Origin of the sequence: Altererythrobacter sp. GH1-8 (assembly GCF_043702085.1) — a bacterium.
Classification (GTDB): domain Bacteria; phylum Pseudomonadota; class Alphaproteobacteria; order Sphingomonadales; family Sphingomonadaceae; genus Erythrobacter.
Genome location: NZ_CP171690.1, coordinates 1,444,988 through 1,456,778, shown reverse-complemented (window position 1 = coordinate 1,456,778; position 11,791 = coordinate 1,444,988). Strand labels below are relative to the sequence as shown.

The following is an 11,791-nucleotide window of genomic DNA, read 5'->3' as shown; positions in this document are numbered from 1 at the left end:
GCTGCCATAGCGTCTGAGCCAGAAACGAACGGGTTGAAACTCCACTCATGATTGGCTTGATCCTCGTGACGCACGGCGACTTGGCGATGCATTTTGTCGATGCGATGGAGCATGTTGTTGGCAAGCAGGAAGCGATCGCAACCGTCTGCATTGGCCCCAATGACGATATGGAGAAGCGCCGTTCGGAGATTGCAAGCGCAATCAAGGCTGTTGACGGCGGTGACGGCGTCATCATCCTCACCGACCTGTTCGGCGGTACCCCCTCAAACCTCGCTATCTCCTTGCTTGAGAGAGGCCGCGTGGAAGTGATCGCGGGAATAAACCTGCCGATGCTGATCCGGCTGGCTGGTGCGCGCAGCAGCCTTGGCGTGGTCGATCTGGTCGAAGCAGCGCAGACTGCCGGGCGCAACTACATCACAGTCGCAAGCGAGTTTCTCGGCAGTGAGCCTTCGTCCGCAAAGGGCAAGGCCGAGGTATGAGCGTCGAACGCAAAACCTGCACCATCGTCAACAAGCGCGGCCTTCATGCGCGGGCCAGTGCGAAGTTCGTGGGTGCGGTCAGCGTTTTGCCGGACGGCGTGCGCGTCAAGGTTGCCAAGGATGGCAATGAAGCTGCGGGCGGATCGATTCTCGGCCTGATGATGCTGGGTGCTGCCAAGGGCGATACGGTTGAACTGATCGTCGAAGGCGACAATGCACCTGTCGTGCTGGCCGACCTTGCCGCAATGGTCGAAGACGGCTTTGGCGAGGAATAATGCTGTGACCACAAGAGCTTAGGTCATGCGGCGCGAAATCACCGGCTTTTCCAACCCCACCGTCAAGTTCCTGCGGAGCTTGCGCGAAAAGAAGCATCGCAAGGCGTCCGGCAAATTTCTCGCCGAGGGGTTGCGGCTGCTGACCGATGCCCGTGAATGCGGACATCTGCCTGAAATGCTTGTACTTTCTTCGCAGCGCGATCCGCATCCCCTGCTCGAAGCGCTGGAACGAGATGTGATGCAGATAGGCGGAGATATCATAGAGACCTCGCCAGACATCCTCGAGAAAATCACCGGCAAATCCAATCCGCAGGCAGTTGTGGGGGTGTTTGCCGAATTCGACACCTCGCTGGCGGCCGTTGAGAGGAAAGGTTCGGATATCTGGCTGGTCGCACAGGCGCTGCGCGATCCTGGCAATCTCGGCACAGTGTTGCGCACCGGCGATGCGGTTGGTGCGGGCGGGCTGATTCTGGTCGATGATTGCGCGGACCCGTTCTCGGTTGAAGCGGTCCGCGCGAGCATGGGCGCGATCTTCACGCAGAAGATTGCCCGCGCGCCGTGGGCTGAGTTTCATCAATGGTTGCGCAGCGGGCCAGGACAATTGGTTGCGGCATCCTTACGCGAAGCGGTGCCCTATCGCGGCGCACCCTACACCTCGCCATGCTTCATTCTGGTGGGCAATGAATCGCAAGGCCTGCCAGAAGAGTACGAAGCCGTCTGCGATCTCAGGGTCACCATGCCGATGAAAGGCCGCGCGGATAGCCTGAACGCTGCCATGGCGGCCGCTGTGCTGGCATACGAAGTGCTGGCGGGGCTGGAAGGGTAGCGCGCGTTACTCCGCTGCTTCCTTGCTGCCATCGGTGAGCAAATCGTCCTGCGTGTAGCGCGGCGCAGCTTCGACCAGTGGGACCTCCTCGATCTCGCGCTTGCCGATTTCGATGCCCTTGTCCGCCAGGCGTTTGCCCGATGAGAGCACGTTGCGCTCGAAGCTGCCAACGAACTTGTTGTAATTGTTGACCGCGGTTTCGAGCCCGCCGCCCACGCGCTTCAAATGCTCGGCCGAAACGCGCAGACGGTCGTAGAGTTCTGCGCCCATCTTGCCGATTTCCTGCGCGTCGCGCGCTAGCGCATCCTGCCGCCAGACCTGGGCGACTGTGCGCGCAATCGCGACAAGATTGGTCGGCGTTGCCAGCAGCACGCGCTTCTCGAACGCAAAATCCCACAATTCCGGATCATGCTCGAGCGCGGCGGCAACAAAGTGCTCGCCCGGCACAAACATCACAACATAGTCTGGCGCATCGTCGAACTGGCTCTGGTAGCTTTTCGCGCCGAGCGTCTGGACGTGGTTGCGCATGGATTTCGCATGCAGGTCCATGTGCCGTGCGCGCTCTTCATCTGTGTCCGCTTCGAACGCGGCCTGATAGGCATTCAGGGACACCTTGCTGTCGATCACCAGCTTCTTCTGTCCGGGCACATTGACGATTGCATCGGGCCGCAAGCGTCCGTCCTCGGTCTCGATCGAATGTTCCAGATGAAAATCGGTATGCTCCGCCAGCCCGCATTGCTCGAGCAGGTTCTGCAGCGCCCGCTCGCCCCAGCGCCCGCGCGCCTTGGGCGCATTGGTCAGCGAATTGCCGAGCCGCTGGGCTTCGCGCCGCACCTCTTCCTGCCCTTCGCGCAGCGACTGGATCAGACCGGTGAGCTGACCGAAGGCATCCTTTCGCTGGTTCTCCAGCGTTTCGACCTGCTTCTCGTACTTCTCGAGCCGTTCGCTGACCGGCCTGAGCAAGCCCGCAACCGCTTCCTTGTTCTTGGCTTCAGCCTCACCCAGCCGCGCGGCCGCCTCGCTTGCGAACTTCTCACGCGCGGCCTCCAGCACTTTGGAACCGGTATTCTCGAATTCCTTCAGGAGCTTGTCGCGCGACTCTTCCAGAAGGCGCTTCTGCTCGGCAAAGCCAGCGCGTTCGGCGCGGAATGAGGCGTTCTCCTCCCGCGCCTTGTCAAGATCGCTGGAGAGCTGGTCCGCGCGCGCCGCGCGTTCGGACATGGTTGCAAGCTCAGTAACGGAGCGGCGAAACTTCTCGTCCAGCTCCTTTATTTCCGCATCGCGCTCAGTGAAACGCGACTTCCAATCCGCCGCAGGCCGCGAGCCGATAAACCACCCCGCCCCTGCGCCAATCGCAAGGCCGAGAATGAGAACGAGAATCGTGAGAAGTAGCGCGTCCATCCCTACAGTATAGCATGGAACAAATCAGGAACTCCAGCGGTTTGTAGGATATCCCCGAAAAGAAGCCAGACCCCGGATCCCCGGATCAAGTCCGGGGCAAGCATGTCCGGGGTGACGACATTCCTTGTAGAGTGCGCGACAGCCGCATATTCACGGCAGTCAAAGGCCGACTGGCCGTCGCGCGGTTAGCGCGGAAGCCTAAGGGGCCGGATGGACCCGCCGGCGCTTGAGGCAAAACAAACTAAGCCGCCTGACGCAGCTTCTTCAGCTTTTTCAGCGCCATCTGCCGCTTCAGACGCGACAGGTGATCGATGAATAGAATGCCTTCGAGGTGGTCCATCTCGTGCTGGATGCAGGTCGCGAGCAGGCCTTCCATTTGTTCTTCGTGATGGTTGCCGTCTAGGTCCTGATACTTGACCGTGCAGGTCGCGGGGCGATCCACATCGGCGTAAATCTCAGGCACGGAGAGGCAGCCTTCCTGATAGGTCGAAAGCTCTTCCGCCGGATCGACGATCACCGGGTTCACGAAAACGCGCGGTTCCTTCTTGGTCGGATAGTGATGGTGGCGATGCCCGCCATCGCCGTGATCGTGGCCGCACTCTTCCGGTTCCGCATCGGTATCTTCCGGCTGCAGGTCGATCACCAGCACACGCTTGGGCACGCCGACCTGAATTGCAGCGAGGCCAATGCCCGGCGCGTCATACATTGTTTCGAACATGTCTTCGACGAGGGTTTTGAGCTCGTCATTGAACTCGTTGTCGGCAACGGGTTCAGACACGACCTTGAGCCGGGGGTCCGGCACTTCCAGGATTTCACGAATAGCCATAAGGGGGATTTAGGCTTTCAATGCGCGGATTACAACGGTTTGGAGGCCCACCCCGCTGCGACTAGCTTGCTACGCTCACAGTCTCGCTGCCCCTCCCTTAAGGGAGGGGTTGGGGTGGGTGTTCCGCGTTGGAAGCTGAATCACTGCGTCGGATGAACCAAGTTCTCGAATGCGTTCCACAATGCGGACACTTACATAGGCCGCCATTCTCGTCCGGTTCGCGCCAGAAGACTCCCCCGACATCCCACGCAGAGAAACTCCGTGTACAGCTTTTGCATTCAGCGCGCCATTTCTGCGTTTCGGATCGCACCTCATCAAATCTCTCTGGAGATACAAGCGCTCTATAAATGCGCTGGAAGAAACGGAGCTTAGTCAACCGGCCTTCTCGCCCTAAGAGCCTGCGCCAGCGTGCCTTCATCGAGATAATCCAGCTCACCGCCGACCGGCAGGCCGTGCGCCAATTGCGTGATCCGCACCGGAAACGCCTCCAGCCGCTCCGCGATGTAATGCGCGGTGGTCTGCCCCTCCAGCGTCGCGTTCATCGCGAGCACGACTTCGTCTATCCCGCCTTGTTCGACGCGGGCCAGCAGCTCAGCGATGGATAAATCCTCCGGTCCCACCCCGTCGAGCGCGGAGAGCTTTCCGCCCAGCACATGATATTTGCCGGGAAACAGCCGCGAGCGGTCCAGCGCCCAAAGGTCAGACACGTCTTCCACCACGCACAGCGATTTCTGGTCGCGGCGCGGATCGGCGCAAATACCGCAAGGGTTCTTCGTATCGACATTGCCGCAGGTTGCGCATTCGACGAGCTTTTCTTGCACCGCATTCAAAGCGTCGAGCAGTGTCGGCAAGGCACGCTCGCGGTTCTTGACCAGCCACAGCACCGCGCGCCGCGCCGAGCGCGGCCCAAGGCCGGGAAGGCGCGACAATGCGCTCGCCAATGCTTCGATCTCTTGCGATGCCATAAGGTCCAACTAACCGTTCGGGCTGAGCTTGTCGAAGCCCTGCCCTTTCTTTTTCCCACGCTCAAAGTAAGGACGACCCTTCGACAGGCTCAGGGTGAACGGATTTCTTGGTGGCATGCGCATAATCTTCATGGGAACCCCGGATTTTGCCGTGCCCGCGCTGCAGGCGCTGCATGATGCCGCGCATGAGATCGTATGCGTCTACACGCAGCCGCCGCGCCCCGCGGGCCGGGGCAAGAAGCTGCAGCCATCCCCTGTCCAGAAGCGCGCGGAGCAGCTGGGGATCGAGGTGCGCTCGCCGAAGTCCTTGAAGGGCGAGCAAGCGCAGGCAGAGTTTGCTGCTTTGAACGCGGACGTCGCAGTGGTCGCGGCCTATGGCCTGATCCTTCCGCAGGCGGTGCTTGATGCGCCAAGGCACGGATGCCTCAACATCCACGCCTCAATCCTGCCGCGCTGGCGCGGCGCTGCGCCGATTCACCGCGCGGTAATGGCGGGCGACCCGGTGACCGGCGTCACGATCATGCAGATGGAGGCCGGGCTCGATACCGGGCCGATGCTCGCGACCGTGCGCACGCCGATCGAGGACAAGACCACCGGCGAGCTGACCGAGGAACTGGCGGAACTCGGCGCACAGCTGATGGTCGGGACCCTGCGCGAACTCACCAATCACCGCCCGATTGCGCAGGACGACGCAGAAGCAACCTATGCGCCCAAGATCGACAAGGCGGAGGCGAGGATCGACTGGTCGCGCCCTGCGAGCGAACTGGTGCGCCATGTCCACGGGCTAGCCCCCTTCCCCGGCGCCTGGTTTGAGCTGGGCGGCGAACGGGTCAAGCTGTTACGGGCTGAAGCTGTGAGTCCCCGCGAAGGCGGGGACCTCTCGCAATCCGAGGGAGGCTCCCGCCTGCGCGAGAGCTCACAACCCGGCGAAGTGCTGGACGACGATCTTACTATCGCTTGCGGGGACAGCACGCTGCGCCCCTTGCGCCTCCAGCGCGCGGGCAAGCCCTCAATGGACCGCGCGGATTTCCTGCGCGGCAACCCCGTGGCGGCAGGGACGAAGCTCGCTTGACACGCTTTGCGCTCACTCTGGAATTTGACGGTACGCCCTTTATGGGCCTGCAGCGCCAGCCGCACGGGCCGAGTGTGCAGCAATGCGTCGAAGAAGCCGCCCATGCCGTCACCGGCGAGGACGTGACGCTTTACAGCGCAGGGCGGACGGATACCGGCGTGCATGCGCTTGCGATGCGCAGTCATCTCGACATTGAAAAAGACATCACCCCGTTCCGGCTGCTGGAAGCGCTGAACGCGCATCTGCGCCCGAGCCCCATCGCGGTGACCCATTGCGAGGCGGTCGACGAGGAGTGGCATGCGCGTTTCTCCTGCATCGGGCGCCGCTATCTTTACCGCATCGCCAACCGCCGTGCGCCGCTGACGCTGGACAAGAACCGGGCATGGCAAGTCGCGCAGGAGCTCGACGCAGAGGCGATGCATCGCGCAGCCCAAGCGCTGGTCGGGCAGCATGATTTTACCACCTTTCGGAGCGTGCATTGCCAGGCGCAAAGCCCGGTCAAGACGCTCGACCGGCTCGATGTTGAACGGGTGGGCGAGGAGATTCACATACACGCCGCCGCGCGCAGTTTCCTGCACCATCAGGTGCGCAGCATGGTTGGTTGCCTCAAACTAGTCGGGCAAGGGGTCTGGCGCGAAGAGCAAGTCGCAGAGGCCCTTGAAGCCCGCGACCGGCAAGCGCTCGGTTTTAACGCCCCGCCCCATGGTCTCTACTTTGTCGAAGCGACGTACCCGGAGCAGGATTGACCTAACGTCACCCTAGCCAAGCGGCCCTGCTAAGCGTAGCAATCCGCAACGCAATACGAACGATCCATTGGGAGAACGAAAAATGACCACTGGCAAACAGCTTTTCACCACGCTTGATGCAGGCGGGACTCTCACGCTTGAAGTCGCGGAGGTCGAGTTTCCGCAGCCAGCTGGCAATCAGGTGCTTGTCCAGATGGAAGCAGCGCCGATCAACCCGTCGGACCTCGCGATCCTGACCAGTGCCGCCGATTTCGAGGATGCGGAATATTCGCCGGGCAAGGTCGTCGCACAGATGCCGGAGCCGTTCCTGTCAGGGCAAAGAGCACGCCATGGCCAGCGCCTGCCCGCCGGCAATGAAGGTGCCGGCACGGTCATTGCGACGGGTGACAGCGATGCAGCGAAAGCGCTTATGGGCCAACGTGTCGCTTGCGTACCCGGCAATGCCTTCAGTCAGTACGCGATTGCCGATGCAATGATGTGCCTGCCGCTGGGCGAACACTCGTCAGAGGCTGGGGCGTCAAGCTTCGTCAACCCGATGACTGCGCTCGGCTTTGCAGAAAACGCGAAAATGGATGGCGCAAAAGCCATCGTCCACACGGCCGCTGCATCGAACCTTGGCCAGATGCTGATCAAGATTTGCGCTGAAGACGGGATCGAGCTCGTCAATATCGTGCGCAAGGCCGAACATGTGGAGATGCTGAAAGCTCTTGGCGCGAAGCATGTTGTCAATTCGTCCGACGATGATTTCATGAAGCAGCTGCGCAGCGCCATCGACGCGACCGATGCGTTTTACGGCTTCGATCCGATCGGCGGCGGGCAAGCGGTCGACAATGTGTTCAAGGCGATGGAGCAAGTCGCCGTTTCCAAGATGAGCGAATATTCGCGCTATGGCTCAAACCAACAGAAGCGCATGTTCATCTATGGGCGGCTCGACATGGGGCCGACGATCCTGACACCTGCTTATGGCTTTGGCTGGACGCTGTCCGGCTGGCTGTTGACTCCGTTCCTGCAAAGCGCGGGGATGGAGACTGTGGTGCGGATGCGCACACGCGTGCTGCAGAACCTCACCACGACGTTCGCATCGCACTACAAGGCGAAGGCCAATCTGGAAGAGATGCTGACCAAGGACGCGATCCTTGACTACAAGCAGATGAAGACCGGCGAGAAATATCTGGTGACGCCGCATTCTTGATAGGTGCGGCCCGCACCTCCGTACGGACTTTGCCCAACACCGCTCATGCTGAGCCTGTCGAAGTACGAGCGGTGTTGCGCTTTCGTCGTCGCCAATTTGCGATCCGAATGTCAGGAATGGGGGTGGAAAGCGGACATCGACGAACAAACGTCCGTGTTATTCCCTGACCTTCCCATTGCCGACAAAACCAAGTCCCAGGTTCTCTTTTGCTGAGGCATACGAGACCACGACGAACAGATCTGCATATCGGTCGATGAAGTCGTTGTGATCAATTCTTTCAAGTTGTGGGTCAAACGTTATCGTGTCCTCAGAGACTTCTAAGGTCGAGCCCGGCTCAACTCCCGCATGTTCCTCCAGTGCCATCGCATATTGTTCCAGCGTATCGAAGCTCCGGCGGGATGGAAATTCTTCCCATAAGCCGATTTCCTTTAGTCGGCTTTCATACATTGCCAAGACATCCGGACGGATCAATTCGAAGACAAATTCGTTGTAGGCCGTGTATGCCTCGCCATCCTCAAATCTAACTATTTCGTTGCCACTGGCGTCTCTGATGCAAGGGAAATGATCTGCCGTTGCTCCGGCGTTCGGCGCGATCACGATCTCTATGCTTTGAAGGTAGTCCTCATACTTGACAGAAATACCTGTCGCATCGAGCCCGCACTCGACCAAACGCTGCTCAATGACTTGTTCCTGCGGCAAAGGCGGTTCTGGCGGTAAATCCATCATGCCTGCTATTTTGCCCTATGCTTTGAACGACCGCAATTGGGTCGTTAGCGGAATGTCAGCTCCCACAGTAAAATATTCGAAAAAAGCCCTGACCATCTGCCTTATCGCGTATCGAATGCCGCCTGCACTTCGCTCATCTCACTGATACCGTTCGCAAGCAGGACTTGCAGCAATATCCGCGCCTTTGCCGGGCCGAGGCCGCGCGCGGCGACAAAGCCGTGCTCGTCATCCATCGGCAATCGATCCACCAGCCCTTCATCGACGCGGCTGGCGCGCACGACCACGACACCCTTTGCGGCAAGCTCCGCCAGCCGGTCGAATATAACACGCGGTGCATTGCCTTCGCCAAAACCTGCCAGCACCAGCCCGTGCGTCTCCTCTCGCAGCAGGCAATCGACTGCGTCGCGCTGCATTCCGGCATAGGCATGGCAAATCGGCACATGCGGAAATGCCGCTGGGAAATCGAAGCGCGCCGCCCTGCCCTTGGCCCAGGGCTCCCCGAACCAGTCGAGCGAACTGGGGGTAACAGTCCCGATCGAATCGCGTGGGAAGCCTTTGAACGCATCAGTCCCCGTCGTCTTCGCCTTGCGGGCATCGCGCGCGGAAATGATCCGGTCGCTCATCACCATCATCACGCCTCGTCCCGCCGCGTCTGCATCGCTCGCCACGCGCACCGCGTTGAGGAAATTGCGAATGCCGTCCGTCCCCACCGCATCGGCGGGTCGCATCGCGCCAACAAGAACAATCGGTTTGTTCGTTGGCAGCGTCAGGTCAAGCAGCAGCGCGGTTTCTTCCGCCGTGTCGGTGCCATGTGTGATGATGATAGCGTCAACTTGGGAATCGTCCATTGCTGCATCACACGCATCATGCAGCGCACGCCAGATTTCAGGCGTAATGTCTTCCGAACCCATCGCCGCAATTTCGCGGCCTGTGAGATTCGCCGCTACGCCAAGCGCGCCCGCTTGGCCGATAAAGCTCTCGATCCCGATCTGTCCAGGACGATAATCGCGCTTCAAAGCGGAACCAGCAGTACCCGCAATGGTCCCGCCCGTGGCGAGAATCAGGATGTTGGGCGCAGCGCTCATACCCCTGGCCATAGAGGGCAGGAAAATTTCAGGCCAGATAGCAATTGATTTTGCTAAAACAGACGCTAGATAGCGCGGACCCGATCAGGCAAATAGGCCTGACGCCGTGGGGCGATTAGCTCAGTTGGTAGAGCATCTCGTTTACACCGAGAGGGTCGGCAGTTCGAGCCTGTCATCGCCCACCACACTTTTCCCGGACAACCACGTACAGTAGCAACTATCGCGCAATCCCCTCGCGCACCGCTGCGACTGCGTCTTCTGAATCCCAGTGATAGCCGCCGGTCACGCGAAAAACCTCTTCCCCGTTTGCATCGAACAGGATCGTCACAGGCAGCAAGGCACCGCCCAATTCGCGGCTGAGCAGGTTGGCCTCGTCCAGCCACGGCTCGAGATTGCGGAACTTGCGATCCGTGAAAAAGGGTTCGACAACGCGCCCACCCGCCATATCCTGGCTCACGGTCAGCACTTTGAGATCATCGCCCATTTCATCAGCCAGATTGTCGAGCATCGGCATCTCGATAATGCACGGCGCGCACCATGTCGCCCACAGGTTGAGCAGCACAGGCTTACCTTTGAGAGCAGCTGTATCAAGCTGCTTTCCATCAGTGTCATTGAAGACCGCGACCGGCATTTTCGTACCTGAAAGGCTGTAATCGACCTCGCCGATCAAGGGCGGCTTGGGGGCGGACAATTGCTCCTGTTGTTGCACTGCACCCTCAGGCTCACTATCGCATCCGGCAAGCAGCAGCGCCGGGACAAGTACAGTGAGCATTACGCGCGATAACATCGACGGCTCCGAAGCAAGGGGTTCAAACGCCATGTGGGGCGGCAGGTTCGCTGAAGGGCCTAGCGCGATCATGCGCGAAATCAATGCTTCAATCCCTTTCGACAAGGCGCTGTGGCGGCAGGATATCGCCGCGTCCAAGGCGCATGTCGCCATGCTAGGGGTACAAGGAATCGTCAGCGCCTCTGATGCCGAGGCAATCAGCATGGGCCTTGACCAGATCGCAGGCGAGTATGAGCGCAATGGTGTCCCGGAGGACTGGGACCTCGAAGACATCCACATGACCACGGAAAGTCGGCTGGCCGAACTGATCGGTGCTGCGGCAGGCCGTCTGCACACCGCGCGCAGCCGCAACGACCAGGTTGCGACCGATTTCCGGCTGTGGGTGCGCGATGCGACAGAACAGATGGATGCATCACTGCGCCAGCTTCAGATTGCACTCGTCACGCAAGCTGAAGCCCATGCGGACAGCATCATGCCCGGCTTCACCCATTTGCAAACCGCGCAGCCCGTGACGCTTGGCCACCATTTGATGGCCTATTACGAGATGATTGCGCGCGATCGCTCTCGCTTCGCCGATGCACGCCGCCGCATGAACGAATGCCCGCTCGGCAGCGCAGCGCTCGCGGGCACAGGCTTCCCGATTGACCGGGATGCAACGTCCAGCGCGCTTGGCTTCGATGCGCCGACGCGCAACAGCCTGGACGCAGTATCCGACCGCGACTTTGCGCTCGATTACCTTATGGCAGCGAGCCAATGCGCGCTCCATCTCTCGCGCCTGGCGGAGGAATTCATCATCTGGGCAAGCCAGCCATTCGGCTTCGTTCGCCTGCCCGATACGCTATCCACCGGCAGCTCGATCATGCCGCAGAAGAAGAACCCCGATGCCGCAGAGCTTGTACGCGGGCATGCAGGCCGTGTGATTGGCTGCGCCACCGCACTAATGGTGACGATGAAGGGCCTCCCGCTCGCCTATTCAAAGGACATGCAGGACGACAAACCTCCGGTGTTCGAAGCAGCAAACCTGATGGGGCTATCTGTCGCTGCCATGACCGGCATGGTCGCGGACAGCAATTTCGATACCGCCCGTATGCGGCAAGCGGCAGAACTTGGCTTTGCGACCGCGACCGATCTGGCCGACTGGCTCGTGCGCGAGGCGGATGTCCCGTTCCGCGATGCGCACCATATCACCGGCGCTGTCGTAAAGCGGGCGGAAGCAGACGGCGTTGCGCTCGACCAGATCCCGCTGGCAACCTTGCAGGAAATCGACGCGCGGATTGACGAACGGGTGTTCCAGGCTCTTTCCGTCGAAGCCTCTGTCGCATCGCGCAATTCCTATGGCGGAACCGCGCCCGATCAGGTGAGAGCGCAGGTTGCAGCGGCAAAGGCAAGACTGAGCGAGGAAGGATAGCGC

Annotated in this window: 13 protein-coding genes and 1 tRNA gene; 8 read left to right on the top strand and 6 right to left on the bottom strand. The window is 60.4% G+C overall.

Annotated features, from left to right (window positions below):
- Positions 1 to 47 precede the first annotated feature (47 nt).
- The 3 genes from ACG9DO_RS07050 to ACG9DO_RS07040 are packed head-to-tail and all read left to right on the top strand — an operon-like array spanning position 48 to position 1,580.
- Positions 48 to 479: a PTS sugar transporter subunit IIA gene (locus ACG9DO_RS07050; RefSeq protein WP_394731007.1), complete on the top strand. Its 432-nt coding sequence runs from the start codon at positions 48 to 50 to the stop codon at positions 477 to 479.
- Positions 476 to 754 carry an HPr family phosphocarrier protein gene (locus tag ACG9DO_RS07045; protein WP_394731006.1) on the top strand — a complete coding sequence of 93 codons (279 nt, stop codon included), beginning with the start codon at positions 476 to 478 and terminating at the stop codon, positions 752 to 754. The genes ACG9DO_RS07050 and ACG9DO_RS07045 overlap by 4 nt, the downstream gene beginning before the upstream one ends.
- 25 nt (positions 755 to 779) lie before the next feature.
- A complete protein-coding gene (locus tag ACG9DO_RS07040) occupies positions 780 to 1,580 on the top strand; it encodes a TrmH family RNA methyltransferase (RefSeq protein ID WP_394731005.1) in 801 nt (266 codons plus the stop codon).
- Positions 1,581 to 1,586: 6 nt separating this feature from the next.
- On the opposite strand, the gene ACG9DO_RS07035 is transcribed toward ACG9DO_RS07040, so the two are convergent.
- From ACG9DO_RS07035 to recR, 3 genes are all read right to left on the bottom strand, one after another.
- A complete protein-coding gene (locus ACG9DO_RS07035) occupies positions 1,587 to 2,981 on the bottom strand; it encodes a DNA recombination protein RmuC (protein ID WP_394731004.1) in 1,395 nt (464 codons plus the stop codon).
- Positions 2,982 to 3,222: 241 nt separating this feature from the next.
- The gene (gene def, locus ACG9DO_RS07030) at positions 3,223 to 3,807 is read right to left on the bottom strand and encodes a peptide deformylase (RefSeq protein WP_394731003.1); all 585 of its coding nucleotides are present in this window, start codon (positions 3,805 to 3,807) and stop codon (positions 3,223 to 3,225) included.
- A gap of 368 nt (positions 3,808 to 4,175) precedes the next feature.
- The gene (gene recR, locus ACG9DO_RS07025) at positions 4,176 to 4,772 is read right to left on the bottom strand and encodes a recombination mediator RecR (RefSeq protein WP_394731002.1); all 597 of its coding nucleotides are present in this window, start codon (positions 4,770 to 4,772) and stop codon (positions 4,176 to 4,178) included.
- Between the two features lie 115 nt (positions 4,773 to 4,887).
- Between recR and fmt the strand changes: the two genes are divergently transcribed.
- The 3 genes from fmt to ACG9DO_RS07010 all read left to right on the top strand — a co-directional run bounded on the left by fmt (position 4,888) and on the right by ACG9DO_RS07010 (position 7,782).
- The gene (fmt, locus tag ACG9DO_RS07020; protein ID WP_394731001.1) at positions 4,888 to 5,844 is read left to right on the top strand and encodes a methionyl-tRNA formyltransferase; all 957 of its coding nucleotides are present in this window, start codon (positions 4,888 to 4,890) and stop codon (positions 5,842 to 5,844) included.
- Entirely contained in the window at positions 5,841 to 6,590 is a 750-nt protein-coding gene (gene truA / locus ACG9DO_RS07015; RefSeq protein ID WP_394731000.1) for a tRNA pseudouridine(38-40) synthase TruA, read from the top strand. The genes fmt and truA overlap by 4 nt, the downstream gene beginning before the upstream one ends.
- A gap of 82 nt (positions 6,591 to 6,672) precedes the next feature.
- A complete protein-coding gene (locus tag ACG9DO_RS07010) occupies positions 6,673 to 7,782 on the top strand; it encodes a zinc-binding dehydrogenase (RefSeq protein ID WP_394730999.1) in 1,110 nt (369 codons plus the stop codon).
- Positions 7,783 to 7,938: 156 nt separating this feature from the next.
- Here the strand turns inward: ACG9DO_RS07010 and ACG9DO_RS07005 are convergent, their stop codons facing one another.
- Both ACG9DO_RS07005 and ACG9DO_RS07000 read right to left on the bottom strand, forming a co-directional pair.
- Positions 7,939 to 8,508, bottom strand: coding sequence for a hypothetical protein (locus ACG9DO_RS07005; protein ID WP_394730998.1), 570 nt, complete (start codon positions 8,506 to 8,508; stop codon positions 7,939 to 7,941).
- Positions 8,509 to 8,609: 101 nt separating this feature from the next.
- Complete coding sequence (locus ACG9DO_RS07000) at positions 8,610 to 9,593, bottom strand: asparaginase (protein ID WP_394730997.1); 984 nt, start codon at positions 9,591 to 9,593, stop codon at positions 8,610 to 8,612.
- 109 nt (positions 9,594 to 9,702) lie between these two features.
- On the opposite strand from ACG9DO_RS07000, the gene ACG9DO_RS06995 reads away from it, so the two are divergent.
- Positions 9,703 to 9,778 (top strand) — tRNA-Val (locus tag ACG9DO_RS06995).
- A 32-nt stretch (positions 9,779 to 9,810) separates the two neighbouring features.
- Here the strand turns inward: ACG9DO_RS06995 and ACG9DO_RS06990 are convergent.
- Complete coding sequence (locus tag ACG9DO_RS06990; RefSeq protein ID WP_394730996.1) at positions 9,811 to 10,365, bottom strand: TlpA family protein disulfide reductase; 555 nt, start codon at positions 10,363 to 10,365, stop codon at positions 9,811 to 9,813.
- Between the two features lie 46 nt (positions 10,366 to 10,411).
- Here ACG9DO_RS06990 and argH point away from each other — a divergent pair, with 46 nt between their 5' ends.
- Complete coding sequence (gene argH, locus ACG9DO_RS06985; RefSeq protein ID WP_394731220.1) at positions 10,412 to 11,788, top strand: argininosuccinate lyase; 1,377 nt, start codon at positions 10,412 to 10,414, stop codon at positions 11,786 to 11,788.
- The last annotated feature ends 3 nt before the right edge of the window (positions 11,789 to 11,791 follow it).

Coding starts and splice junctions, on each gene's coding strand:
- ACG9DO_RS07045 (WP_394731006.1), top strand. CDS start 476: ATGAGCGTCGAACGCAAAACCTGCACCATCGTCAACAAGCGCGGCCTT.
- ACG9DO_RS07050 (WP_394731007.1), top strand. CDS start 48: ATGATTGGCTTGATCCTCGTGACGCACGGCGACTTGGCGATGCATTTT.
- ACG9DO_RS07010 (WP_394730999.1), top strand. CDS start 6,673: ATGACCACTGGCAAACAGCTTTTCACCACGCTTGATGCAGGCGGGACT.
- def (WP_394731003.1), bottom strand. CDS start 3,807: ATGGCTATTCGTGAAATCCTGGAAGTGCCGGACCCCCGGCTCAAGGTC.
- ACG9DO_RS07040 (WP_394731005.1), top strand. CDS start 780: ATGCGGCGCGAAATCACCGGCTTTTCCAACCCCACCGTCAAGTTCCTG.
- ACG9DO_RS07035 (WP_394731004.1), bottom strand. CDS start 2,981: ATGGACGCGCTACTTCTCACGATTCTCGTTCTCATTCTCGGCCTTGCG.
- fmt (WP_394731001.1), top strand. CDS start 4,888: ATGCGCATAATCTTCATGGGAACCCCGGATTTTGCCGTGCCCGCGCTG.
- ACG9DO_RS07005 (WP_394730998.1), bottom strand. CDS start 8,508: ATGATGGATTTACCGCCAGAACCGCCTTTGCCGCAGGAACAAGTCATT.
- ACG9DO_RS06990 (WP_394730996.1), bottom strand. CDS start 10,365: ATGCTCACTGTACTTGTCCCGGCGCTGCTGCTTGCCGGATGCGATAGT.
- recR (WP_394731002.1), bottom strand. CDS start 4,772: ATGGCATCGCAAGAGATCGAAGCATTGGCGAGCGCATTGTCGCGCCTT.
- argH (WP_394731220.1), top strand. CDS start 10,412: ATGTGGGGCGGCAGGTTCGCTGAAGGGCCTAGCGCGATCATGCGCGAA.
- ACG9DO_RS07000 (WP_394730997.1), bottom strand. CDS start 9,593: ATGAGCGCTGCGCCCAACATCCTGATTCTCGCCACGGGCGGGACCATT.